Source organism: Amycolatopsis sp. N2S4-7 (assembly GCF_058119595.1).
In genome coordinates, this window is the sequence record NZ_CP172299.1 from 2710509 (window position 1) to 2735010 (window position 24502).

Sequence of the window (24502 nt, forward strand, 5' to 3'; positions counted from 1 at the left end):
CCTCCTCAGTGATCGCGTGGCGCGCGCTCGGGCACCGTCGCCCGCCCGGGGAACCGGCCGTCGACCAGGTCCTTGTATTCGGGGTGGTCGGCGATGTAGTCGGCGACGAAGGTGCAGTAGTTGGTGAGCTTCTGCTCTCGGGCGCGCAGGTCGTCCAACGCGTGCTTCACCAGCCGCGTCGCGATGCCCCGGCCCCGGTACCCGGGTTCGACGATCGTGTGGCTCAACGTCACCCGCTGCGCACCGCGCGGAACGTGGTACACGATCATGCCGACGACCTGTCCGTCGACCACGGCTTCGTACGATCCGGTGTCGCCGTTGCGCCGGACGTCCATCTCGGCGGTCATTTCACTTCTCCTGAGGTTTTCTTTCGGCGCCTCGGCCGAAGGGCACGGTGAGGTGCCAGGGCGAATCTCCGGGCGGTGAACTCGGCACTTCGAACGTCGTGGTCCACTCGCTCCGGGCGGCGTCGCCCTCGGAGAAGGTCAACGTCAGGGTGCAGGACCCGCTCCGGGGCGCACCGCGCCCGGCGAGGTGGATCACGTCCGGGATCATGCTCAGCAGGATCGCGTTGACGTGGAGTTCGTGGTGGCCGTCCGCGGTGCTCCCGCCCGGCCGGTGGGTCGTGGCGAGCATGATCTCGGTTTCGCCCAGCACCTGTGCGCTGATCGAGAGTTCCCACGGCAGCAGGGGGTCGCCGCCGTCGGTGGTCATGACGGCCGAGGACAGCTTCAAGGCCCCGTCGGCCGCCGACCTCGCCGCGAAACCCAGCTGCTCAGTCACCGTGGTGGCCCTTCTCGCGATCGCTCGGTACGACTTCGTTCTCCGGCGCCCATCATGCCCCAAAGAGAACCATATAGTCCAGTATTGGGGTCGGAACCTTGGCCGCGGTAAGCCAGATCACGACGAAGATCGGACTTAAAGGTCCATCATCGGCCGGGGTGAAACGCCCGGTCAGGACTGCGGCCGCACCGCCGAGCGGAGGGCCGGGAAGCTGACCCGGCCCCGGTAGACACGGCCGTCGATGAACAGCGCCGGGGTGCCCCGGACCCCCAGCTCGGCACCGGAGGTGTAGTCGGCCACGACGGCGGGCCGGAACCGCTGCACGGCGGCGCCGGTGACCTCGCCCGCCCCGATCCGCGCCGCGTAGCCCCGCAGGTGGACGTCCTTCAGCTCACTCTGGTGGGTGAGCAGCAAGTCGTGCATCTCCCAGAACAGCTCCCCCGACGCCTCGGCGGCGAGCGCGGCGGTGAGCGCGTACGGGTGGATCGTGAAGATCGGGAAGTGGCGGAACACCAGCCGGATCGTGCCGTCCGAGCCGTCGACCAGCTTGCGCAGCTCGGGTGCCGCCGCCGCGCAGTACGGGCACTCGAAGTCCCCGTACTCCACCACGGTCACCGAAGCCGCGGGATTGCCGTACACGTGGCGCTCCGGATCGACCTCACTCGGTGTCGTCACAGGCGATCCCTCCGCACAATGGGTCCAAACGGGACAGTGCGCACCCGACGTTACCCGGTGGCCCGTCAGGCATACTCGGCCTGTGAAAGCCGACTCGAGCCGGTTCACGGAGGGACTCCTCCCCCAGCTGCCGGCCATGACCCGCCGCGTGAGCACCCCGCTGCCGTACGTGACCGCCGGGTTGCGCCGGTTCCTGCTGACCGAAGCCGGCAGCGCGGTCCTGCTCCTCGCCGCCACGGCGGCCGCGCTCGTGTGGGCGAACGCCGCGGGCGCGAACTACGACGCGTTCTGGGGAATCCAGGCGGGCGTGGAAGCCGGCGGCGCGCACTTCACGCTGGACCTTCGCGCCTGGGTGAACGACGTGGCCATGGTCGTGTTCTTCGCCGTGGTGGGCTTGGAGATCAGCCGCGAGGTGTCCGTCGGCGAGCTCCACGACCTGCGCTCGATCGTCGTCCCGGCCTGCGGCGCGCTCGGCGGGCTGGCCCTGCCCGCGATCATCTACTTCGCTTTCACCGGTGCCGGCCCGGCCGCCGCCGGCTGGGGCATCCCGATGTCGAGCGACACCGCGTTCCTGATCGGCGTCCTGGCGCTGTTCGGGCCCCGCTGCCCCGACCAGCTGCGGCTTTTCCTCCTCACGCTGGCGATCGGCGACGACATCGGGGCGATCGCGGTGATGGCCGTGTTCTACACGCACCACGTGTCCGTCGTGGCGCTCGCCGCGGCGGCGGTGCTGGTCCTGGCGCTGCTCGCCCTGCGGGTGCTGGGCGTGTGGCGGCTGACGCCGTACCTGGTTGTCGGCGCCGGGTTGTGGGTGGCGGTCGACGCGTCCGGCGTCCATCCGACCCTGGCCGGGGTGCTCATCGGTCTGCTCGTGCCGGCCGGCGAGGTCGACGGCCACGCCCGCGAACGCCTCCGCCTCTACGGGCGGGCCGTGATCGAGCGCGCGGACCCGACGCGCGTGCGGCTCGCCACCACCGCGATGAAAGCCACCCTTTCGGCGAACGAGCGCCTGCAGGCGATCCTGCACCCGATCAGCGCCTTCGCGATCATCCCCGCGTTCGGCTTGGCCAACGCCGGAGTGCACCTCGACGGCGACGCGTTGCGCACAGCGACGTCCTCCACGGTCACCCTCGGCGTCGCGGTCGGCCTGGTCGCCGGCAACACGATCGGTATCTCCCTGGCGGCGGGAATCGCGCTCCGGACCGGCATCGCGACGCTGCCCGGCCGCGTTCGCTACAGCCACCTCGTCGGCGGCGCGATGCTGGCCGGCATCGGCTTCACGATCGCGTTGTTCATCACCGATCTCGCGTTCACCGATCCCGGGCTTCAGCAGCAGGCCAAGGTCGGCGTCCTCGCCGGCTCCCTCTGCTCGGCGGTCCTGGGGTCCGTCGTGCTGCGGTTCCTCGGCGAACGGCTCCCCCTCTGCTCCTTCGACGAGCAGTTCGCGCTCCCGGCGCTGCCCGAAGGCCCGTGGCTGGACCCGAGCTTGGCCTAGCGGCATCGTGAGCAGCCATTATCGTTGACCCGTGAGCGACCGAACGGCCGAGCGCCGACCCCGGACGACGGGCCTCGACCTGCACCTGGGGCGGCTCGACGGGAACGTGCGGGCCAGCCTCGTGGACGCCGTCCGCGAGGCGATCCGCGCCGGCCGGCTCGCGCCAGGGACCCGGCTGCCGTCGAGCCGTGCCCTGGCCGCCGACCTGCAGGTCGCCCGCAACACCGTGGTCCGGGTCTACTCCGAACTCATCAACGAGGGCTGGCTCACCGGGCTGCAGGGTTCCGGCACCAAAGTTTCGGAACAGGCGGCCGAATTCGTCGGCGAACGGCCGCGGCCGGCCGACACCCGCTCGCGGCCGGGGCACGACCTGCGGCCCGGGCACCCGGACCTGTCCTCGTTCCCCCGCGACGAGTGGATCCGCGCGGTGAAGAAGACGGTCGGCACCACGCCGTTCGAGGCGTTCGGCTACACGGACCCCCACGGCCGCGGCGAACTCCGCGACACACTCGCCCGGTACCTCACGCGGGCCCGCGGGCTGCGCGCGCACGCCGGCAACGTCGTCGTGTGCGGTGGCGCCGCGGAAGGGCTGCGGCTCGTCGCGGCCGCGCTCGCGGCGGCCGGGGTGACGCGGGTGGCGGTCGAGGAGTTCGGCCTGCCGTCCCAGCACCGCACGCTGGCCGACGCCGGGCTCGAAACCGTTCCCCTCGCCGTCGATGCCGACGGCGTCGACCCGGCGGTGCTGGACGGGCTACCCGCGATCGGTGCCGTGCTCCTCACCCCGTCACACCAGTTCCCGCTGGGGGTCGCGCTGCGGTACGACCGGCGCGCGGCGATCGTCGAGTGGGCCCGCCGGCGCGGCGCGCTGGTCATCGAAGACGACTACGACGGCGAGTTCCGCTACGACCGGTCCCCCGTCGGCGCCCTGCAGGGCCTCGACCGCGATCACGTGCTGTACCTGGGCACCGCGAGCAAGTCGCTCGCGCCGGGCCTGCGCCTCGGCTGGCTCGTGGTGCCGGACCGCCTCGTCGACGCGATCGTCGCCCAGAAGGGGGAAACGGAGGAGACCGTCGGGTTCGTGAACCAGCTGGCGATGACCGAGTTCGTGGAGTCGGGCGCCTACGACCGGCACATCCGGGCGATGCGCGCGCAGTACCGCCGCCGGCGCCGGCACCTGGCCGAGACGCTCGCCGAGCACGCGCCGGACGTGCGGGTGGCGGGGACGGCCGCCGGCCTGCACGTGCTGCTCGAACAACCCGGGCGCACCGGCGCCGAACTCGTGCGGCGGATCGCCGCCGAGCGGCTGACGGTCGAACCCCTGGACTTCTTCCGGCATCCCGACGCGGCCTCGGACCGCGACGGCGTGGTGATCGGGTTCGCCGCGCCGTCGCCGAGCGGGTGGTCCGGGGTGCTCGACGCGCTGGTCCGCGCGCTCGCGTGAGCCGACTGGTCCCTGCTCGCGCGCCCCAAGTGGACCCAGGTGGCGCGCCGGACCGGAGCTAGCCTCGCGGACAGGCCGGCGAACGCCCGCGGCCGTCCGTAGCCCGCTCACCACGAGGACTCAGCATGAAAGCCATCATCGTCAAGGACCCCGCCGCCGGGGTCGAAGGGCTGACCCTGACCGACCGCCCGGCCCCGCACGCCGCGGAGAACGACGTCATCGTGCGGGTGCACGCGGCAGGCTTCACCCCCGGCGAGCTGGAGTGGCCGGGCACCTGGACCGACCGGGCGGGCCGCGACCGGACACCGAGCGTGCCCGGGCACGAGCTGTCGGGGGTCGTCACCGAGCTCGGCTACGGCACCACCGGCCTCACGGTCGGGCAACGCGTGTTCGGGCTCGCCGACTGGACCCGCGACGGCTCGCTCGCCGAGTTCACCGCCGTCGAAGCCCGCAACCTCGCACCGCTGCCGTCCGACGTCGACCACGCCGTCGGCGCCGCGTTGCCGATCTCCGGGCTGACGGCGTGGCAGGCCTTGTTCGACCACGGCCGGCTCCAGGCGGGGCAGACGGTGCTGATCCACGGCGCGGCCGGTGGGGTCGGCTCGATCGCCGTGCAGCTGGCGAAGCGGGCGGGCGCGACCGTGATCGGCACGGGCCGCGCCCGCAACCGCGACGTCGCCCTGGACCTGGGCGCCGACGCGTTCGTCGACCTGGAGCACGACAAGCTGGAAGACGTCGGCGAAGTCGACGTGGTGCTCGACGTGTTCGGCGAGGAGATCGGCGTGCGGTCCGCCGGCCTGGTGCGAGCGGGCGGCACGCTGGTCACCATCGCCGCCCCGCCGGAGTTCGAGCCGCGTTACGGGCGGTCGGTCTTCTTCGTCGTGGAACCGGACCGGGCCCGCCTCGCCCAACTGGCCGCGCTCGTGCGCGAAGGCAGCCTGCGCGTGCTGGTCGGAACGCGCCATTCGCTGGAGGAGGCACCGAAGGCTTTCGGCGCCGGTCGGCAGGGTGGCGGGAAACCGATCGTCGTGGTCGACGAGTCCTAGGCGTGGTGTCCAGGGAGGTTGGTCAGCCGAGTGACAGGCGGCTTGCCTCCGGTGGATGAGTGGGGCCGGTGATGATTGGAGAAGTGCAGCCACCTAGGCAGTGCTGCCCGGCGGTCGTGTTCGCTGCGATAGAAGGGGGCGTAGGCCCAGCCCTCGGCCAGGGTGCGGTGGAACCGTTCGATCTTGCCGTTGGTCTGCGGCCGGTAGGGCCGGGTCCGTTTCGGGGTGATTCCCGGCTCGGCGCAGGTTTCGCGCCAAGCCGACGAGCGATAACAGGCGCCGTTGTCCGAGAGCACGCGTTCGACGGTGACGCCGTGGTCGGCGAACTTGCTGTTTGCCGACGTAGCGCCAGCCGCCGCCGTCGGGATGGTGCCGAACTTGGTGACATCGACGTGGAGCAGCGATCCGGGGTGGTCGTGTTCGTAGCGGCGCAGCGGTTCGCCGGTGACCCGGTCGATGCGGGACAGGCGGTTGATCCGGCACCGCACCAGTACCGCGTGCACCGTGGAGGCGGGCAGGCCGAGCCGGCCGCCGATCTGGACCGGGCCCAGCCGCTTGCGCCGGCGCAGCCGCACAATCGCCCGCACCAGGTGCTCGGGTGTGCGGGCAGGGCTGCGCTGCGGACGGCAGCTGCGATCAGCCATCCCGGCCACGCCTTCGGCGCGGTAGCGGTGGGCCCACTTCGCGGCGGTCTTGGGTACGACATGAACATCTTCGCCGCTGCGGTGCGGGTCCAGCCCTGTTCGACGATCAGGCGGGCGAGCCGCAGCCGGGTGCGTGAGGTCAGGGTGGCGTTAGGGTGGGACACGAAGGCCTCCGGTGGGTGAAGCGGTTCCTAGACAGCTCCACTTCACCTCTGGAGGCCTTCGCCTGTCTGCACGACAGGCCGTTACCGCCTCAACCCCGGACAACCTCCCTGAACACCACACCTAGGCGTCGCAGTCATCGGAAGAAGCAGGCCGACCGGCTCGGCGCACATCCCGACCCGGCCAGCCTGCCTCAATCGCGCGGGGTGGACCGTCAGGCCGGGTCGCTTGGACGCCTGGTTCGGTTTCGGGTTACGACAACAGCCTCGTGAACCGCCCGGTCCGCAGATCGCCGGCTGCTCCGCGAAACCTGAGTGGTACGACCGGCCACGAAGCGCCCGAACCGGACTCCCGGGCGCCGCAACGGGCTTGATCCGTGTGCGGGATCGGTCCTACTCTTCAGCGTCGATGATTGCCGAGGAGGACCGATGCCAGGCGCCGAGCGCAACCGTCGTCACTTGTTGATCGTCTCCTGCGCGGTGTCCGCCGGTCTGCTGGCCGCGACGAGCACGGCAGCGGCCGCGGCGCCGGCACCAGCCCCGCGGTACTCCCCCGGTGCGCCCGGGGCCGGGGATCCCTATTTCCCCGACATGGGCAACGGCGGCTACGACGTCGGCCACTACGACATCCGGCTGGCGTTCAGCCCCGAAACCCAGGCGATCAACGCGACCACGACGATTCTCGCCACGGCCACCCAGGATCTCTCCCGCTTCGACCTGGATTTCCAGGGACCGCTGACGATCAGCAGGCTCTCGGTGAACGGCCGGAACGCCGCCTTCACCCGCAGCGGCGCCCAGGAGCTGGTGATCACCCCGCCGGACGGGCTGCGGAAGGGCAGCGCGTTCGTCGTCTCGGTGACCTACGCCGGCGTCCCGCAGAAGATCGACGATCCCGCGCTGGGCGTCTCCGGCTGGGTCGCCACCAAGGACGGTGCGGTCGCGCTCAACCAGCCGATCGGCGCGGCGACCTACTACCCGGTCAACGACACCACCGACGACAAAGCGACCTACACCCAGACGATCACCGTGCCCACCGGACTCACCGTGCTGGCCAACGGCGAACCCGGGCCCACCACCACGCACGATCACCAGACCACCTTCCGCTGGTCCATGAACCGGCCGATGGCCAGCGAGCTGAGCATGCTCGCGATCGGCGGCTACGACGTCACCCGCGGCGTGACGGACGACGGCCTGCCGAACATCACCGCGATCGGCAAGTCGATCGACACCAAGCCCGGTCAGGGCAAGGTTTTCAACCAGACCACCGCGCAGATCGTCCACTGGGAATCCTCGATGTACGGGCAGTACCCGTTCGACTCGACCGGCGGCGTCCTCGCCGACGTCGGCGTCGGCTACGCCCTCGAGACGCAGAGCCGGCCGGTCTACGACCAGCGCACCAGCAACGTCGACGGCGACCTGCTCGCCCACGAACTCGGCCACCAGTGGTTCGGCGACAGCCTCACTCCGGTGCACTGGTCGGACATCTGGCTCAACGAAGGCTTCGCGACCTACTCGGAGTGGCTCTACCAGGAGAAGTTCGACAACGTCCCCGTGCAACAAACCTTCGCGAAGGCCTACGCCGACGAGAAGGACTGGAGCGGCGAAGTCGCCGACCCCGGACGTGATCACATCTTCGACGATCTGGTCTACAACCGCGGCGCGATGACACTGCAGGCGCTGCGCATGAAGATCGGCGACCGCGCCTTCTTCCAGGTGCTCACGCAATGGCCGACGGCTCACCGGTACGGCAACGTTTCGACGCGGCAATTCATCCAGTTCGTCGAGCGGCTGACCCACCGCGACCTCGACTCGTTCTTCCAGACCTGGCTCTACCGGCCGGGCAAGCCCACACTCTGACCGTGTCCGGTGCGCCGGCGCTCACGGACGACGGTGATCCTGTCGAGTCGAGACCGATGTGACGACCGGCGCCCACCCGGCGGCCATCGGGGAGTCCACACGGGACACTTTCAGAGCAGGCCCTGGCCCCGGGCGTTGGCGATGAGCTGAGCCCGGTTGCGGGCGGCGAGTTTGTGCATCACGGTGCGCAGGTAGGTCTTCACGGTGTTGACCGACAGGTTCAGCTCGGCGCCGATCTCGGGATTGGTGTGCCCGGCCGCGACGAGCCGGAGCACGTCGTACTCGCGGGCGGTGACCGGCGCGGTGGACGACACGGGCGCCCCGGTCCTGAAGGTCCCGGTGCGGACGACGCTGCGGATGGCGTCCCGGATCGCCGTGCTGCCCGCGTGTTTCACCAGGATCCCGCAGGCGCCGGCGGCCAGGGTCGGCGCGACGGCGGCGTGCTCGGGGAACGCGGTGAACAGCAGGATGCGGCTGTCCGGGCTGACCCGGTGCACCTCGGGCACGACGTCGGCGGCCAGGCAGTCGGGCAGCCGGAGGTCGAGCAGCACGACGTCGGGGCGTTCCGCGGCGCAGACCGGCACGGCCTCGGCTCCGGTGCCGGCGTGGCCGACGACGACCATGTCCGGGTACCGCTGCAACTGGGCGGCGACGCCGTCGTGGACGACGGGATGGTCGTCCACGATCACGATGCGGGTCTGGGTGCGGGTCAGCACGGCAGCCGGGCCCGCCAGATCGTGCCCCCGTCCGGATCGGACACCACCCGGACGGAACCACCCAGCCGGGCAAGCGCTTCGGCGGTGCTGGTGAGACCGAGGCCGGGCGTGTGGTCCGAGCCGAGTCCCACGCCGTCGTCGTGCACGGCGATCGTCAGCCAGGGATCGCTTCGCCGCACCGACACCGTGACTGCGCCGGCGTGAGCGTGCTTTTCCACGTTCAGCAACGCTTCGCGGACCGCGGTGAGGAGAACGTCCGATCGGGACGGTGCGAGCTCGGGCGGTTCCTCGTCCAGGATGACGAGCTCCGCGGGCAAGCCGGTGCGATCGGCGAAGGCCTCGCAGTCGGCGCGCAGCGCGACGCCGAGCGCGAGCGCGGCCGGCGACGAGCGCAGCGTGCGCAACGAATCGCGCAGTGCCGTGGTCGCTTCCGCGGCCTGCGCCCGCAGCCGGTCGAGCCGGGCGTGCAGTTCGGGATCGGCTTGGGTGGCTTCGGCGAGGTCGGCCATGCCGGAGCCGATGGCGAACAACAGCGCGCCGACGCTGTCGTGCAGGTCGGCCGCCATCCGCCGGCGTTCCTCGTGGACCGCGATCTCCCGGCTCAGCCGGGCGCGTTCGGCAACCGAAACCGCCAGCGCCGCCTGGGCCGCGATCGCCGAAACGCGTTCGATGTCCCGGTCGCCGAACGTTCCGTCCTCCCGGGGAGCGAGGGCGAGGACGCCGAGCGGTTCGCCGTCGCGCAGCAGCGGGACGGCCAGCACCCGCCGCACCTTTTCGGTCGCCATGTGGCGATCGAAGTCGTGGGTGATTTCCTGGCTGCCGAAGTAGTCGTCGACCCATTCCGCGCGCCCGACCTGGAACACCTTGCCGGTCAGGCCCGTGTTGGGCGGCACCCGCAGCGCGCGGAGCACACCGGTCCAGTCGCCGGTGACCTGGTCGAGCGTCAGCACACCGTCCGCGTCGGGGCGGGCCGTCCAGGCGACCTCCGAGCCTTCGGCGAGCAGCGCCAGGGCGCGCCGCAGCGCCTCGCCACGGTCCAGCGCCGCGAGCAGGTCGGCGTAGTGCTCGTCGAGCCCGACGAGCGGGTGCGCTCGCATGTCCACATCAAACACTTCGCACCCGCGTCTGTCACGGCCGGATTCCTCCCGCCGCTACACCCGTTCGGGTGTGCCGGGGGCCGTTGCCGGTCTGTCAGGGTCCGGTCGCTCCCATCGGTGCGAGGAACGAGGCGACCTGTGCTTGACGTGACGATCGAACACGACGTGCCGGCCACCATGCGCGACGGCGTCGTGCTGCGCGCCGACGTCTACCGGCCCTCGGCCGATGGTCCGTGGCCGGTGTTGCTGACCCGGCTGCCCTACGGCAAGAACCTGCCGTTGCTCGCCGCCGTGATGGACCCGGTCGGCAAGGCGCGGCGGGGGTTCCTCGTCGTCGTCCAGGACACCCGGGGCCGTTACGCCTCCGACGGCGAGTGGGAGCCGTGGACGTTCGAGATGGACGACGGCTACGACACCGTCCGCTGGGCCGCCGCGCTCCCGGGCTCGAACGGGTCCGTCGGGATGTTCGGGCCCAGCTACCTGGGCAACACCCAGTGGATGGCCGCGCTCGCCAAGCCGCCGGAGCTGAAGGCGATTTCGCCGATGGTCACCTGGTCGGAGCCGGATGACGGGCTCTTCGCCCGCGGTGGGGCGCAGGAACTCGGGATCACGGTTCCGTGGTCGCTCATGCAGGGCGTCGACACGTTGCTGCGCCGGCACGCCGACGATCCGATGGCCCAGGGCCAGGCGCTCATGGCGCTGGTCGGGGACCTCGACGCGGTCGCGGACACCACGTACTGGGAGCTGCCCGCCGGCCACCACCCCGTCTTCGAGCGGCACGGGATCGTCGAGCTCGGGTTCGAGCGCGCCCGCCGGGAGCCGGAATGGAGCGCGGCCTGCCGCGTCGCCGGCCGGCAGGCGGAAGTGGACCTGCCGAGCCTGAACACCGGCGGCTGGTACGACATCTTCTGCCAGGGCACCCTCGACAACCACACGGCCATGCGCGCCGCCGGCCGCCCGGCGAAGCTGGTCATGGGCCCGTGGTCGCACACCGGCATGATGGGGTACCTCGGCGACGTCAACTTCGGGATGGCCGCGAGCACGGAGCTCCTCGGCTTCCGCGGCCGGTTCGCCGACCACGAGCTCGGCTGGTTCCGCCAGTGGCTCTCCCTCGGCGACGGTCCTTCGCAGCCCGAGCTGCCGCCGGTGCTGCTGTTCGTCATGGGGATCAACCGGTGGCGTGAGGAGCAGGAGTGGCCGCTCGCCCGTGCCGCCGACACGGACCTGTTCCTGCGCTTCGGTGACCGGCTCTCCTTCGACGCCCCGGAAGCCGGGGAAGGAACCGGCGCGTTCACCTACGACCCCGCGGACCCGGTGCCGACCACCGGTGGCGCCTTGCTGATGTCGAACGAGTTCCCGCCCGGCCCCCTGGACCAGGCCAAGGTCGAAGCCCGTCCGGACGTCCTGGTCTACACGAGCGACCCGCTCGCCGAAGACCTCGAAGTCACCGGCCGGGTCCGGGCCCACCTCACCGCGGCGACCGACGCCCCGACGACCGACTGGGTCGTCCGCCTGTGCGACGTCGACGCCGAAGGTGTCTCCCGGAACGTCGTCGACGGCATCGTCCGCGCGGTGGCGACGCCGGGTGAGTTCACCGAACAGGTCGTCGACCTGTGGTCCACCAGCTACGTGTTCCGCGCCGGGCACCGCATCCGCGTGCAGGTCACGTCCAGCAACTTCCCGCGCTGGGACCGCAACCTCAACACCGGGGACGGCCTGCGATCGCAAGCCGCCCACCAGGAAATCGCCCACGACGCGGCCCGGCTCTCCCGCATCGTGCTCCCCGTGATCCCGGCTCCCGCGGAAGGTCAAGCGTGAACGGCAGCTACGCCTCCGGCACTTCCGACGTGCCCTTGCTCGGCGACACCATCGGCGACGACTTCGACCGCACCGTCGCCGCGAACCCGGACCGCGAGGCGCTGGTCGAGGTCCCGACCGGCCGCCGGTGGACCTACCCGCAGCTCCGCGCCGACGTCGACGTCCTCGCCCTGGGTTTGCTCGAAACCGGAGTCGTGAAGGGTGACCGGGTCGGGATCTGGGCCCCGAACACGGCCGAGTGGACACTGCTGCAGTACGCGACGGCGAAGATCGGCGCCATCCTGGTCAACATCAACCCGAGCTACCGGACGCACGAACTCGAATACGTGCTCAAGCAGGCCGGGATCTCGGTCCTGGTGTCGGCACGGGCGTTCAAGACGTCGGACTACGCCGGGATGATCGAGGAAGTCCGCGGGAACTGTCCCCAGCTGCGCTCGGTGGCGCTGATCGGCTCCGGCGAATGGAACGCACTCCTGGACGCCGGCCGAGGCGGGGACACGGCCCGGCTGGCGGCGGCGCAGGCGGCGCTGTCACCGGACGACCCGATCAACATCCAGTACACCTCGGGGACGACCGGCTTCCCGAAGGGCGCGACCCTGTCGCACCACAACATCCTCAACAACGGCTACTTCGTCGGCGAGCTCTGCGGCTACACGGCCGAGGACCGGGTCTGCATCCCGGTGCCGTTCTACCACTGCTTCGGCATGGTGATGGGCAACCTGGCCTGCACCTCCCACGGCGCCACGATGGTCATCCCGGCGCCGGGCTTCGACCCCAAAGCCACCCTCGAAGCGGTGCAGCAGGAGCGGTGCACGTCGCTGTACGGGGTGCCGACGATGTTCATCGCCGAACTCAACCACCCGGACTTCGCCGACTACGACCTCTCGAGCCTGCGCACCGGGATCATGGCCGGGTCGCCGTGCCCGGTCGAGGTGATGAAGCAGGTCGTGTCCCGGATGGGCATGGAGCAGGTCACCATCTGCTACGGCATGACCGAAACCAGCCCCGTCTCGACCCAGACCCGCGTCGACGACTCCCTCGAACTGCGCGTCTCGACCGTCGGGCGGGTGCACCCCCACCTGGAGGTCAAGCTGGTCGACCCCGGCACCGGCCTGACCGTGCCGCGCGGCGAGGCCGGCGAGCTGTGCACCCGCGGGTACTCGGTGATGCTGGGGTACTGGAACGACCCCGGGAAGACCGCCGAGGTGATCGACGCCGCGCGCTGGATGCACACCGGCGACCTCGCGGTGATGGACGCCGACGGGTACGTGAACATCACCGGCCGGATCAAGGACATGGTGATCCGCGGCGGGGAGAACATCTACCCCCGCGAAATCGAGGAGTTCCTCTACACCCACCCCGACATCGTCGACGCCCAGGTCATCGGCGTCCCGGACGTCAAGTACGGCGAAGAGCTCTGCGCGTGGGTCAAGGTCCGCGACGGAGCGGGCGAGGTGACCGCCGAGAGCCTGCGCGCCTTCGCCACCGGCAAGCTCGCGCACTACAAGATCCCGCGCTACGTCCTGGTCGTCGACGAGTTCCCGATGACCGTCACCGGCAAGGTCCGCAAGGTCGAGATGCGCGAGAAGTCCGTCCAGGTCCTCGACCTGGGCGAGGCCGCCGCGGTCCGGAACGCGTGACATGGACTTCGGCACCACGCCGCTCGACGGGTTGCCCGCGCGGGTGACGATCTGCGAGGTCGGACCGCGCGACGGGTTGCAGAACGAGGCGGTCGTCCTGCCGGTCGAGGTCAAGGCCGAGTTCGTCGCGCGGCTGGCCGACGCCGGGCACACCCTGATCGAGACGACCAGCTTCGTGCCCGCGAAGTGGGTACCTCAGCTGGCCGACGCCGGCGAACTGCTCGACGCGATCACCCCGGTGCCCGGGGTGCGGTATCCGGTCCTGGTCCCCAACGAGCGTGGCCTCGATCGCGCGCTCGACCGGGGCGTGCGGGACATCGCGGTGTTCGGCAGCGTCACCGAAACGTTCGCGCGGCGGAACCTCAACCGCACGGTGGACGAATCGCTGGCGGTGTTCGCGCCCGTGGTGACCCGCGCCCGCGAGGCGGACCTGCGGGTGCGCGGCTACCTCTCCATGTGCTTCGGCGACCCTTGGGAAGGTGCGGTTCCGGTCGAGCGCGTCGTCGACGTCGCCACCCGGATGATGGCGCTCGGCTGCACCGAACTCAGCCTGGGCGACACCATCGGCGTGGCGACACCCGGCCGGGTCGGCGCCGTGCTCGACGCCCTGACCGCCGCGGGAATCCCGGTCGGCGCGATCGCCGTGCACTTCCACGACACCTACGGCCAAGCCCTGGCCAACACGTTCGCCGCGCTCCGCCGCGGCGTCACCACGATCGACGCCGGCGCCGGCGGCCTGGGCGGCTGCCCCTACGCCGGCAGCGCCACCGGGAACCTCGCCACCGAGGACCTGCTCTGGCACCTGCACGGCCTCGGCATCGAGACCGGCATCGACCTGCGCAAGATGGTGGACACCAGCGTCTGGCTCGCCGGAAGGCTCGGCCGCCCCAGCCCGTCCTGCACCGTCACCGCCCTCGCCGGATGACGACAGCTTCCGGCCGGCAAACCCTCTCGCGCGTATTGCGGGCGAGAGGGCTGCTCGCTCGACCCGGCCGCTTACGCCTACATCGACGCCCGCCCGCATCGCGGGGGGCAAGCCCGGCCGGCTGGACGACATCGCGGCGGCGTGCGTCCACCTGGCCATGCCGTCCGGGGACTCGCAGAGGGGCTGCGCATGACCCCGATCGCGGAGCTCCTCGGCCGCCGGGTCAGGGACAAGTGCGAGCTGGCCGGGTCGTCCGGCCAGTCCGGCGCAGGCGCGAGGACGCTCGATAGGCTGACGATCGCACCCGCCACCAGCACGGCTCCACGGCGACGTGCGGCAACCAACCGAAAAGGCGCACCAGCGCACCGTCAAGGGGGCATTTCTCGATGGCACCGGGCACGGCCGAGCCGGCGATGGTCGTCGACTGTCACGTTCACGTCTTCGACCCCGTGCGCTTTCCCTACGCGGCCGGCACTTTCTACTCCCCCGCCGGACCGGAGCTCGGCACCCCGGAACGGCTCACGGCCTTGCTCGACGCGCACGGCGTCGCGAACGCCCTCCTCGTCGGCCCGAACTCGGGCTACGGCGAGGACAACCGCTGCCTGCTGGACACACTCGAGCGGGGCGCCGGCCGGTACCGCGGCATGGCGGTCGTCCCGGCCGGCACCTCCCGAGCCGAGCTCGCCGAACTCCGGGCCCGCGGGATCGCCGGAATCACCCTCAACGCCGCTTTGCTGGGCACCGACCGCTACGCGGACGCCGGCCGGCTGCTGCGCGACCTCGCCGCACTCGACATGATCGCCGACGTCCAGGTGACGGGGAACCAGCTGCTCGAGCTCACCCCGGTGCTCGAGTCCTCCGGTGTCCGCATCCTCGTCGACCACTGCGGCCGGCCGGACCCGGCCGCGGGAATCGACGCCCCCGGATTCCGCGAACTGCTGCGCTGGGGAAGGACCGGACGGGCGTTCGTCAAGCTTTCCGGGCTGGCCAAAACATCCCGCGAGCCGTACCCCCACGACGACGTCGAACCGTTCGTCCGCTCGTTGCTCGAGGAATTCGGTCCCGGCCACTGCGTGTGGGGATCGGATTGGCCCTTCCTGCGCGCCCCGGAACGCATCGACTACGCGCCGCTTCTCGACCTTCTCGCCCGCCACGTCGCCGACGGCGATGACCGTCGGCGGATCCTCGGCACCACTCCGCGCCACTTGCTGGGCTTTTGACCCGGCGCCGTCAAGCGGACTCCTCGACGCCCTTGGCCGCACGCTGCCGCCGGTGCGCGGCCATCCGGACCGGCGAGTTCGCCGCGCCGTCTCCGGCGTAGCCGCCGATTCGTTGCACCACCTCGAAAAACACGCGGCCGCCGAGGACCACCGTGAAGAAGTGCAGGAGTTCGCCGTGCTCGTCGCGGTCGTAGAGCACCGACTGCTGCCGCAACGCCGTCAGCAGCTCGGGGTCCGGGGCCAGCCGGGCGTCGAGGTTGTCGTAGTAGTTCCCGGGGATCTCGAGCAGCGGCGCTCCCCGCTCGCGCATCCGGCGCGCAGACGCGAGCGCGTCGCCGGTGGTCAACGCGACACGCTGGGGCTCGCGTACGCCCGGCGCCCAGTCTCCGCGCCGGAGCAGGGCCGACTCGAGGGCGATGCGGACGCGGCCGGACGGATCGGCCACCGTCCGGCTGCGCACCAGGCCGAACGGCGCCGCGAACTCCGTCACGGGCTCCGGCTCGAGACCGAGTACCGCGCGGTAGAACAGTGCCGCCTCGTCGAAGTGATCGAACGGCTGGGTCAGAGCCAAGTGGTCGATCCCCGTCACCCCGGCATCCCCGCCTGCCGGCGAGGTCTCCGTGAAGTCGCCGAGCCAGCTGTCCCCGACATCGGCGCCGGTGCGGCAGAAGAACACCGACGTCCCGTCCGGTGCGGCGATCGCCGACAGGTCCGCCTCGCCCGCACGATGGCTGCGCGGCAGGATCGGCGCGAGCAGCCGCTGGGCGCGGCGGGCCGAGGCGACCGGGTCGGCGCTCTCGACCGCGACCGCGCCGACCGACGCGCCCACGGCGGGACCGGAGCTGTTCAGCAGGATCCGCGCGTCACCCTGCTGCCACAACCGGACCGGCTTGGACCGGTGGTGTCCCGTCTCGGTGAAACCCAATCCGGTCAACGCCTCGGCCATCGTCGGCTCGGTCGCGTTGTCGACCGCCAGCTCGACGAACGCGTGGCCGGCCAGTGCCGGGGCGGGCGGCAGGTCCGCGACCCCGAGCGTCTCCTGCAGGCCGAGCAGGGACCGCATCGCGTCGACGGCCGCCGGGCCGGGGTCGGACTGGCGGAAGACGTCGTTGAACACCTCGAGCGACAACGGCCCGCGGTAGCCGGCCGAGAGCACGTTCCGGGTGAACGTGGTCAGGTCGAACGCGCCCTGGCCGGGGAAGAGCCGGTGGTGCCTGCTCCACTGCAGGACGTCCATCTGCAGCCGCGGCGCGTCGGCCAGCTGCAGGAAGAACAGCTTCTCGCCGGGGATCGTGCGGATCGCGGCCGGATCGCTGCCGCGCGACAGGATGTGGAAGCTGTCCAGGCACAGCCCCAGCGCGGGGTGGGCGGCGCGGCGCACGATGCGCCAAGAGTGCTCGTAGGTGTTGACGAACCGGCCCCACGCCAGGGCCTCGTAGGCGATCCGGATGCCCCGGGCGGCGGCGCGTTCGGCCAGCAGGTGCAGTTGTTCGGCGGCGAGGTCGTCGTCGTCGACCGCGTCCGGCGACACCGACGAGCACACCAGCATCGTGTCGGCGCCGAGCTGGTCCATGACATCGAACTTCAGCTCCGCGCGCCGGAGGTTGCGGGCGAGGACGTCCGGCGGCACCGCTTCGAAGTCGCGGAACGGCTGGTACAGGTCGATCGACAAGCCGAGGTCGGCGCAGTGCTCGCTGATCTCCTTCGCCGACCACGACGAGGCGACGAGGTCGTTTTCGAAGATCTCCACCCCGTCGAACCCGGCGCGGGCGGCCGCGGTCAGCTTGTCTTCCAAGGTGCCGGACAGGCAGACGGTGGCGATCGAACGGCGGGCTTCAGTCGAGGACATCGGCGGGCTGCCTTTCCGGGGAAGTCGTGAGCGTGGCGAAGTGGTCCAGCATCCGCGCGGCGTCGGGTTCGGTGCCGGTGAAGAGGCCGAAGGCCTCGGCGGCCTGGAACACCGCCATGCGGCCGCCGTCGAGGACGCGCGCCCCGAGCGCGCGGGCGGTGCGGACCAGCTCGGTCTCGAGCGGCCGGTAGACCACCTCGGCGACCCAGAGGTCCGGGCGCAGCAGTCCGGCGGGGAGCGGCAGCCCCGGGTGGGCGGCCATGCCGGTCGGGGTGGCGTGCACGAGCCCGTCCGCCGCGGCGATCGCCGCCTCGAGGTCCGTTCCCGCCGATGCGCGGCCGGACCCGAACCGGCCGACGAGAGCGCCGGCCAGCTCGGCGGCCCGGCCGGCGTCGAGGTCGAAGACCTCGACGCGGCCAGCGCCGGCCGTGAGCAGGCCGTGGGTCACCGCCGCGCCGGCCCCGCCCGCGCCGAGCACCACGACAGCGCGGAGGTCCACCCCGGGCAGTCCGGTTCGCAGGCCTCGGGCGAAGCCGGACCAGTCGGTGTTGTGCCCGACCGCGCGGCCGCCTTCGAACACGACGGTGTTGACCGCGGCCAGCGCGGCCGCGTCGGGAGACAGCTCGTCCAAGCGCTCGAGCACCACCTGCTTGCACGGGTGCGTGATGTTCAGCCCGCGGTACCCGGCTTCGCGAGCCGCGTCCAGCATGGGACCGACGGCCGCGGCCGGGACATCGTGGTCGTCGAGGTCGAACCGGGCGTAGACCAGCTCCAGCCCGAGCCGGCGGGCCTCGGCCTCGTGCAGCGGCGGGCTGAGCGACGGTCCGATGCCCGCGCCGATCAGCCCGGTGAGCACCGTGCCCGGCGTGGCCCGCGCCGCGTGGGCGCGAATCGCCCCGGCGGCTGATGACAAGGTCACGAGCACCCCCGTAATGTACGAACTAGTACGTTATTTGTACCCCACGGCGTCGCCTCCGTGAAGCCCCTCGGATCCACGGCGACGTCCTACAGTGGGCACATCAGCTGAAGCGAGGAAGGAAGTCCGTGGCAGCACCGACGTCGGACGGAGTGGCGAACAGCGGACCCGAACGCATCCGCGACGCCGACCGGACCCGCACCGAGATCCTCGACACCGCCGCCCGCGAGTTCGCCGAAAAGGGTTTCGACGGTGCCCGCGTCGACGAGATCGCCGCGAAGACCCGCACCACCAAGCGGATGATCTACTACTACTTCACCAACAAGGACCAGCTGTTCGTCGAGGTGCTCGAACGCGCCTACACGGTCATCCGCTCGCTCGAGCAGAACCTCGACGTCGACCACCTCGACCCCGCCGAGGCGATCCGGCAGCTCGCCGGGCTCACGTTCGACCACCACGAGTCCCACCCGGACTTCGTGCGGCTGGTCAGCATCGAGAACATCCACCGCGCCGAGCACATCGCCCGGTCGACGGCGCTGTCCAACCTGGCCAACCCGGCGCTCGACGTGCTCACCCGCATCCTCGCCCGCGGCCGCGAAGCCGGGCAGTTCCGCGACGACGTCGACGCCCTCGACGTGCACATGGCCATCAGCGCGTTCTGCGTGTTCCGCACGGCGAACCGCCACACGTTCAACGCGATCTTCGACCGCGACATGCTCGATCCCGCGTACCGCGACCACCACCGGCGCATGGTCGCCGACATGCTCGTCAGCTACCTGACGACGCGCTGACGTCACGCGATCCGCACGATCCGGTCGGCGACCGGCGGGTACCGCGCAAGGACTTCCGGGTCGTGGCCCGGGATGACCAAGCCGGCGCCGGCCAGCTCCTTGACCCGGTCGAAGGCGCCGTACACCCCGGTCATCGAGTGCAGCAGCGGCGCCGGCCGGTCGTCCTCGATGTTCTCGTGGAAGTGACTGGCGTCCGAAGCCAGCACGACCGCGCCGCCGTCGGCTTCGACGCGGACGACCTGCATCCCGGCGGTGTGGCCGCCGACGAGGTGGACGCTCAAGCCGGGCACGACCTCGGCGTCGCCGTCGACCAGGTCGGCCGCCCCGGCCCGCACGTGCTCGAGGGCTGCTTCGTCGAGCAGCCACCGTTCCCGTTCGATCCGCTTGGCCCACGGGCCGGTCCAGTAGTCCAGTTCGGACTGCTGGACCACGAACCGCGCGGCGGGGAACCCGGCCACCGTGCCGCAGTGGTCGTAATGCAGGTGGGTCAGGACGACGTGCCCGACCGCCTCCGGGTCGACGCCGAACTCCACGAGCAGCTGGACGGGATCCACGTAGTCGAGCCCGTCCAGCTGCCGCGCCCTCCCCGGCCGGATGCCGGCGTCGACGACCACCGTGTGCTCCGGCGAGACCGCCAGCCAGACGTAGTAGGCGGTGGGATGGGGTTCCGCGGAATCCCGGCCGTACCCCAGGAAGTGCTCACCGCGGTACCCCGTCCGCCGGCCGTAGCACAGCGCGTAGACCTCGAACGCGCTCACCGCGGGACGCCGGCCTCGCTCCGGTCCGGTGCCGGCTCCTTGAGCCCGAGCCGCGCGGTGGGCACCCGGTAGGTCTCCTTCCCGGTGGCCACGGCGATCACGTTCACCAGGCACAGCGCGGCGGTGAAGACGGCGACGCCCAGCCACGCGCCCCGGCCCGTCCCGGTGATCCCGACCGCGATCGTGGGCAGGAAACCGCTGATCGCGAACCCGATCTGCGTCCCGATCGCGGTGCCCGACAAGCGCACCCGGGCGGGGAACATCTCGCCGTAGAACGACGGCCACACGGCACTCGTGGCGGTGTAGACGATCCCGAACATCCCGATGCCGACGACGAAGATCCACAGGTAGCTGCCGGCCGCGATGGCACCGAGGTACGCGAAGATCAGGATGGCGCAGCCCAGCGAACCGGCCATGAAGATCCGCTTGCGCCCGAAGCGGTCGGAGAACTTCGCCCACAACGGGATCGAGACGACGGCGGCGACGTTGGCCAGCACGCCGACCCACAGCATGGGCGTCCTGCTCAGCCCCACCGTGTTCACGGCGTAGCTGAGCGCGTAAACGGTGAAGATCGTGCTCACGGAAGCGATCAACGCGGCCACGACCACGCGCAGGACGTCGGCCCAATGGTCCCGCAACAGGACGGCCAAGGGGAGCTTCGCGACCTCGCCGCTCGCGACCTCCTCCTGGAACACCGGCGTCTCTTCCAGCGAACGGCGGATGTAGTAACCCACCAGCACCACGACGGCGCTGAGCCAGAACGGGACCCGCCAGCCCCAGGACAGCAGCTCCTCCTGCGGCAGCGCGGCCACCGGCAGGAAGACGGCCGTGGCCAGGATCTGCCCGGCTTGCGTGCCACTGAGGGTGAAGCTCGTGTAGTAGGCACGCCGGTGTTCCGGGGCGTGCTCGAGGCTCATGGAGTTCGCGCTGGCCTGCTCACCGCCGGCGGACAGGCCCTGCAGCAACCGCAGCACGACCAGCAGGATCGGCGCGGCCACACCCAGCGAGCCGTAGCCCGGCAGGCAGCCGACGAGCACGGTGGACAGCCCCATCAGCAGCAGGGTGGCCAGCAGGACGCGCTTGCGGCCGAACTTGTCACCGAGGTGCCCCAGCAGCAGCGCCCCGAGCGGCCGCGACACGTAGCCGACCCCGAAGGTCGACAGCGCCAGCAGCGTGCCGGTCGCCGGCGACGAGGCCGGGAAGAAGATCTTGTTGAAGACCAGCGCGGCCGCCGTGCCGTAGATGAAGAAGTCGTAGTACTCGAGCGCACTGCCGATCCACGCGGCCAAGGCCGCCTTGGCGGGCTTGCCCGCGGGCGGGGCGCTCGGCGCGCCCTCCGGACGATCGGTCACGTCAATCTCCTCCACGGGTGCGCCCTTGCAGTCCAATGAACTAACCGGTTAGGTATGTACCGTACGGTTAATTAGAGAGACTGAAGGGCGTCCGCGGGCTTGTCAAGTACCAGTTGCCCCTTTCGGCGGCCGGCTCGCCTCAGCGCCCTCCCCGAGGTGGCCGGCCCCTCGCCGGGCGTCCTCGGCTTCCGCGTGGGGCGCGGAGGACGTTCGCCGGCGAGAGGCGAGGCGCCGGGCTTGGTCGGCCCGCTCCCGGACGCGGCCGCAGGTGAGGACCTGCCGATTCTCGTCCGCCTGAGCGCGGACGACCGCGCCGCGGTCCCCCGCCGCCGGCGGCCGCGTCAGCCAGGCGCAGCCGCCGACGCCGCTGCCGGGTCAGCCGGGGACGCTGGAGCTCGCCGCCACGTTGATGATCGCGTCGGCGTCCGGACGCGTCAGCCAGCCCTGGTCGACGAGGCGTTCCGTCTCGGCGGTGAACGGACGGACGTAGGCGCCGTGGTCGGGGTAGACGAGCTTCAGCCGCGCCGGGTCGAAGGGAAGCCGATGACCCTGCAGGCCGCAGGTCGCCGCCGGACTGCTCGTCGGGTAGTAGGTCGCGATCGGGACGTCGAGCCACGGGGTGCGGACACCGCCGAGCGCGTTGCCGAACCGGTCGGTGACGGTCCGGCCGCCGGCGTCGACCCGGATCCGGTCCGCCCGCGGTGGCGCGGTTCCGTGCCGGGCCCAGCGATCCAGCTGCGCCTGGGCGGCGTTGAACAGGTAGTGCACCGGGAAGTCCGTGCTCAGGCCGGGATCGGTGCAGTTGTAGTAGCTGTAGGTGAACCCGGCTCTGGCCAGATCCTCCGGCGACGGGGCGAAGCCGGCGGTGTAGGAGTACGCGTGGGCGGAACCGGGAACCTCGTAGAGCCGGTACCGGTCCTCGCGCGAGTCGGCGTCCGGGCGGCGGGAATAGCCGCCGTCGGAGTAGAAGTCGGTCTCGGTCTGGATTCGGATCACCGGCTGCGCGGTCGGACGGACGACGTTGCGGGGGTCGGCCACCGGAACGGGGACCGAGCACTTGCCCAGGGGGCGGGGTCCGCCCGCGGCGGCTCCGACCAGGAACCCGTCGTAGACCTGGGCGCGCGGGTGAATGGCGTTGAGGTACCGGATCAGGTAGGCGCCGGACTGCGAATAGCCGGTGGCGTACACCTTCCGCACGTCCAAGCCGCCCATCGGGTTGGCCCGGTCGCGACCTTTCAGCACGGCGCCGACCTGGGTGAAGATGTCCCAGATCAGACCGCCCTCGGTGGTGGCCGTGGAGTTCAGCGCCGTACCGGCGCACCGCTGACCCGGCGGCGTGGGATCGGCCCAGGAGAGCACCGCGTAGCGTTGCGGGTCGAACGCCCGCAGCGCGTCCACTGTGGTCGGTGCGCTGGTGACACCGACGTAGGCGGTACCGTCGCGCAGGTACTGGTCGTGGGAAGTCAGCCACATGCGGTCCAGGTCCCAGCGGTTGGTCATGTTCATCAGCTCGACCACGACCGTGCCGTTGAAGTCGCGCCGGTCCGCCGGGCGGCGCACGATGATCCGGTTCTCGTACGGGGCGCCGCTCCTGGTGACGACGACCCGGCCGGCGGCGTCGTAGTCGTAGACATTGGCCTTCCCCCGGAGGAAGAACTCCTGCTCGACGTACCCGTGCCCGGCCAAGTCCACAGTGGACGTGTTGAACGGGTGGGAAGTGGCCGTGACCGGGACCGGACCGGTCACGGCGACGGGACCCGTCGGTCCGGCCGCGGCCGGAGTCGTCGTGACGCCGGCAACCCCGAGGAGGATCGCCAGCCCGAGGCCGTACTTGCGGCGGCTCATGGCACATCGGCCCTCTCGGCGGCGCGGATGGTGGCGTCGGCGTCCGCCTGGACGAGGAAGCCGTCACGGACGTTCTGGGTCGTGACCTGGCGGACCGCGCGGACGTACTGTGCGTGGGTCGGGTAGAGCTCGCGCAAGGTGGTGTCGTCGAACGGGATCCAGGTGCCGCCCTGCGCGCAGGCGCTGTCGCGGTCGGGCGTGAGGCCGGTGTTCCAGCCCGTGTTGCGTTCGGTCGGCGCGGCGACCGCGGCGAGCCGGATGCCGCCCTCGATGATCTGGTAGGCGTCCCGGTTCGCCGTGGCCGGCCTGGTCGAGGTGTCGGTCACCTCGATCCGCGGGGCGGCGGGTGGCCGGGTACCGCGGGCGACCCAGCGGAGGATGTGGTCGAACATCGCGTCGAGCACGTACTCGTAGGGCACGTTGCTGCGGGCCGGCGCCACACAGGGCGCCGTCGGCCCGGCCGGCAGGCCCGACACTCCCGCGTCGCGGAGCCGGATCGGGTTGTTCACCAGGTAGGCGTGCCGGTCGGAGTGGGACGCGCCCGCGATCTCCCAGTAGACGAACCGGTCGGTGTCCGGCTGGCGCCGAGCGGCCTGGCCGGCGAGCACGTCGTACTCGCCGGCGGTCTTGAACACCTTGGTGGCCAGGTCCGGCCGCACCGCGACGCCGCCGTCGACGATCGCGATGGCGTCGTACACCGGTGCGATCGGGTGGACGGAGTTCGCGTACGTGGTCAGCCGGGACGCCGACTGCGACTGGCCGGTCGCGATCAACGTCCGCACGTCGAGTCCCGGCACCGGGTTCACGCCGCGTGGGTGCCGCAGAGCCTGGGCGGCCTGGCTGAACACGTCGTAGGACAGCGCGTCGTCGGTGACCGTGCCGCCGTCGGTCAGGTCGAGCGAGCCGTACCGGTCAGGGCTCCACGCCTTGAGCCCGCGCGGGGAGTGGACACCCGTGCCCTGCGCACTGACGCCGACCCAGACGTAGCCCGCTTCCAGCAGGTGCCGGAACGAGCGGCTCCACACGACCTCGTAGTCGAACGTGTTGGTCACGTTGTACCACTCGACGACGGCGGTGCCGTTGAACTTCTTCGGTGAGACCGGGCGCCGGACCACGATCCTCGTCCGGTACCCGTGCCCGCCGTCGACAACCGTGCCCGTGGCGCCGTCCGGGGTCGTGTAGCGGTTGGCGGTGCCTTCGACGAAGTACTCCTCTTCGACATACCCGTACGCCCGGAGGTTCTGGTCGGTGGCGAAGAAGGGGTAGTCGCGGGAGGGATCGCCGGGTTTCGCCTTCGCCGGGATCGGGCCGGTGACCACCGGCGAAGGCACGGCCGACGGGCTCGCGGGCGCCGGTTCGGTGGCCGCGGCCGGGCCGGTCACCATGCCGGCCAGAAGAGCCGCGACGACAAGGAAAACGCGCATCTCGGTACACCTCGATCTCGCCGATGGACCGGGGGCCGGCTGGAGCGTC

Annotated in this window: 20 protein-coding genes and 1 pseudogene; 9 read left to right on the plus strand and 12 right to left on the minus strand. The window is 71.2% G+C overall.

Translation table 11 applies throughout. From position 1 onward, the window contains the following. Positions 1-5: 5 nt before the first annotated feature. The 3 genes from ACH54P_RS12555 to ACH54P_RS12565 form a co-directional block, all read right to left on the minus strand. Positions 6-347, minus strand: coding sequence for a GNAT family N-acetyltransferase (locus ACH54P_RS12555; protein WP_489912551.1), 342 nt, complete (start codon positions 345-347; stop codon positions 6-8). 1 nt (position 348) lies between these two features. Continuing rightward, entirely contained in the window at positions 349-783 is a 435-nt protein-coding gene (locus tag ACH54P_RS12560; RefSeq protein WP_489912552.1) for a hypothetical protein, read from the minus strand. A 171-nt stretch (positions 784-954) separates the two neighbouring features. Continuing rightward, on the minus strand, positions 955-1458 hold the full coding sequence (locus ACH54P_RS12565) for a DsbA family protein (RefSeq protein WP_489912553.1): 504 nt from the start codon (positions 1456-1458) through the stop codon (positions 955-957). An 82-nt stretch (positions 1459-1540) separates the two neighbouring features. Between ACH54P_RS12565 and nhaA the strand changes: the two genes are divergently transcribed. From nhaA to ACH54P_RS12580, 3 genes are all read left to right on the plus strand, one after another. Next, positions 1541-2953 carry a Na+/H+ antiporter NhaA gene (gene nhaA, locus ACH54P_RS12570; protein ID WP_489912554.1) on the plus strand — a complete coding sequence of 471 codons (1413 nt, stop codon included), beginning with the start codon at positions 1541-1543 and terminating at the stop codon, positions 2951-2953. A gap of 31 nt (positions 2954-2984) precedes the next feature. Continuing rightward, positions 2985-4394: a MocR-like pyridoxine biosynthesis transcription factor PdxR gene (pdxR, locus tag ACH54P_RS12575; RefSeq protein ID WP_489912555.1), complete on the plus strand. Its 1410-nt coding sequence runs from the start codon at positions 2985-2987 to the stop codon at positions 4392-4394. Positions 4395-4519: 125 nt separating this feature from the next. Then, positions 4520-5440, plus strand: coding sequence for an NADP-dependent oxidoreductase (locus ACH54P_RS12580; RefSeq protein ID WP_489912556.1), 921 nt, complete (start codon positions 4520-4522; stop codon positions 5438-5440). On the opposite strand, the pseudogene ACH54P_RS12585 reads toward ACH54P_RS12580, so the two are convergent. Further along, positions 5437-6248: pseudogene (locus ACH54P_RS12585) on the minus strand (integrase core domain-containing protein). The gene ACH54P_RS12580 and the pseudogene ACH54P_RS12585 overlap by 4 nt on opposite strands. A 426-nt stretch (positions 6249-6674) precedes the next feature. On the opposite strand from ACH54P_RS12585, the gene ACH54P_RS12590 reads away from it, so the two are divergent. Then, complete coding sequence (locus ACH54P_RS12590; protein ID WP_489912557.1) at positions 6675-8102, plus strand: M1 family metallopeptidase; 1428 nt, start codon at positions 6675-6677, stop codon at positions 8100-8102. Between the two features lie 110 nt (positions 8103-8212). On the opposite strand, the gene ACH54P_RS12595 is transcribed toward ACH54P_RS12590, so the two are convergent. Continuing rightward, positions 8213-8785 carry a LuxR C-terminal-related transcriptional regulator gene (locus tag ACH54P_RS12595; RefSeq protein WP_489912558.1) on the minus strand — a complete coding sequence of 191 codons (573 nt, stop codon included), beginning with the start codon at positions 8783-8785 and terminating at the stop codon, positions 8213-8215. Between the two features lie 26 nt (positions 8786-8811). Further along, positions 8812-9915, minus strand: a complete 1104-nt coding sequence (locus ACH54P_RS12600; protein ID WP_489912559.1) for a GAF domain-containing sensor histidine kinase — start codon at positions 9913-9915, stop codon at positions 8812-8814. 147 nt (positions 9916-10062) lie between these two features. On the opposite strand from ACH54P_RS12600, the gene ACH54P_RS12605 reads away from it, so the two are divergent. The 4 genes from ACH54P_RS12605 to ACH54P_RS12620 all read left to right on the plus strand — a co-directional run bounded on the left by ACH54P_RS12605 (position 10063) and on the right by ACH54P_RS12620 (position 15518). Beyond that, positions 10063-11733 carry a CocE/NonD family hydrolase gene (locus tag ACH54P_RS12605; RefSeq protein WP_489912560.1) on the plus strand — a complete coding sequence of 557 codons (1671 nt, stop codon included), beginning with the start codon at positions 10063-10065 and terminating at the stop codon, positions 11731-11733. Further along, the gene (locus ACH54P_RS12610) at positions 11730-13373 is read left to right on the plus strand and encodes an AMP-binding protein (protein ID WP_489912561.1); all 1644 of its coding nucleotides are present in this window, start codon (positions 11730-11732) and stop codon (positions 13371-13373) included. The genes ACH54P_RS12605 and ACH54P_RS12610 overlap by 4 nt, the downstream gene beginning before the upstream one ends. A 1-nt stretch (position 13374) precedes the next feature. Then, positions 13375-14298, plus strand: coding sequence for a hydroxymethylglutaryl-CoA lyase (locus tag ACH54P_RS12615; RefSeq protein ID WP_489912562.1), 924 nt, complete (start codon positions 13375-13377; stop codon positions 14296-14298). A 386-nt stretch (positions 14299-14684) separates the two neighbouring features. Next, the gene (locus tag ACH54P_RS12620; RefSeq protein ID WP_489912563.1) at positions 14685-15518 is read left to right on the plus strand and encodes an amidohydrolase family protein; all 834 of its coding nucleotides are present in this window, start codon (positions 14685-14687) and stop codon (positions 15516-15518) included. Positions 15519-15528: 10 nt separating this feature from the next. Here ACH54P_RS12620 and ACH54P_RS12625 read toward each other — a convergent pair whose 3' ends face one another. Together ACH54P_RS12625 and ACH54P_RS12630 are read right to left on the minus strand one after the other, a co-directional pair. Next, complete coding sequence (locus ACH54P_RS12625; RefSeq protein WP_489912564.1) at positions 15529-17367, minus strand: bifunctional sugar phosphate isomerase/epimerase/4-hydroxyphenylpyruvate dioxygenase family protein; 1839 nt, start codon at positions 17365-17367, stop codon at positions 15529-15531. Then, entirely contained in the window at positions 17354-18259 is a 906-nt protein-coding gene (locus ACH54P_RS12630) for a shikimate dehydrogenase (protein ID WP_489916406.1), read from the minus strand. The genes ACH54P_RS12625 and ACH54P_RS12630 overlap by 14 nt, the downstream gene beginning before the upstream one ends. A gap of 152 nt (positions 18260-18411) precedes the next feature. Between ACH54P_RS12630 and ACH54P_RS12635 the strand changes: the two genes are divergently transcribed. Next, positions 18412-19074, plus strand: a complete 663-nt coding sequence (locus ACH54P_RS12635) for a TetR/AcrR family transcriptional regulator (protein WP_489912565.1) — start codon at positions 18412-18414, stop codon at positions 19072-19074. Between the two features lie 2 nt (positions 19075-19076). Here ACH54P_RS12635 and ACH54P_RS12640 read toward each other — a convergent pair whose 3' ends face one another. The 4 genes from ACH54P_RS12640 to ACH54P_RS12655 all read right to left on the minus strand — a co-directional run bounded on the left by ACH54P_RS12640 (position 19077) and on the right by ACH54P_RS12655 (position 24453). Further along, on the minus strand, positions 19077-19832 hold the full coding sequence (locus ACH54P_RS12640; RefSeq protein WP_489912566.1) for an N-acyl homoserine lactonase family protein: 756 nt from the start codon (positions 19830-19832) through the stop codon (positions 19077-19079). Next, entirely contained in the window at positions 19829-21184 is a 1356-nt protein-coding gene (locus ACH54P_RS12645) for an MFS transporter (RefSeq protein ID WP_489912567.1), read from the minus strand. The genes ACH54P_RS12640 and ACH54P_RS12645 overlap by 4 nt, the downstream gene beginning before the upstream one ends. Positions 21185-21559: 375 nt before the next feature. Then, positions 21560-23029: an alpha/beta hydrolase domain-containing protein gene (locus ACH54P_RS12650; protein ID WP_489912568.1), complete on the minus strand. Its 1470-nt coding sequence runs from the start codon at positions 23027-23029 to the stop codon at positions 21560-21562. Then, positions 23026-24453, minus strand: coding sequence for an alpha/beta hydrolase domain-containing protein (locus ACH54P_RS12655; RefSeq protein WP_489912569.1), 1428 nt, complete (start codon positions 24451-24453; stop codon positions 23026-23028). The genes ACH54P_RS12650 and ACH54P_RS12655 overlap by 4 nt, the downstream gene beginning before the upstream one ends. Positions 24454-24502: the final 49 nt, after the last annotated feature.

Coding starts and splice junctions, on each gene's coding strand:
- ACH54P_RS12615 (WP_489912562.1), top strand. CDS start 13,375: ATGGACTTCGGCACCACGCCGCTCGACGGGTTGCCCGCGCGGGTGACG.
- ACH54P_RS12650 (WP_489912568.1), bottom strand. CDS start 23,029: ATGAGCCGCCGCAAGTACGGCCTCGGGCTGGCGATCCTCCTCGGGGTT.
- ACH54P_RS12590 (WP_489912557.1), top strand. CDS start 6,675: ATGCCAGGCGCCGAGCGCAACCGTCGTCACTTGTTGATCGTCTCCTGC.
- ACH54P_RS12580 (WP_489912556.1), top strand. CDS start 4,520: ATGAAAGCCATCATCGTCAAGGACCCCGCCGCCGGGGTCGAAGGGCTG.
- ACH54P_RS12620 (WP_489912563.1), top strand. CDS start 14,685: ATGGCACCGGGCACGGCCGAGCCGGCGATGGTCGTCGACTGTCACGTT.
- ACH54P_RS12555 (WP_489912551.1), bottom strand. CDS start 347: ATGACCGCCGAGATGGACGTCCGGCGCAACGGCGACACCGGATCGTAC.
- ACH54P_RS12655 (WP_489912569.1), bottom strand. CDS start 24,453: ATGCGCGTTTTCCTTGTCGTCGCGGCTCTTCTGGCCGGCATGGTGACC.
- ACH54P_RS12625 (WP_489912564.1), bottom strand. CDS start 17,367: ATGTCCTCGACTGAAGCCCGCCGTTCGATCGCCACCGTCTGCCTGTCC.
- ACH54P_RS12600 (WP_489912559.1), bottom strand. CDS start 9,915: ATGCGAGCGCACCCGCTCGTCGGGCTCGACGAGCACTACGCCGACCTG.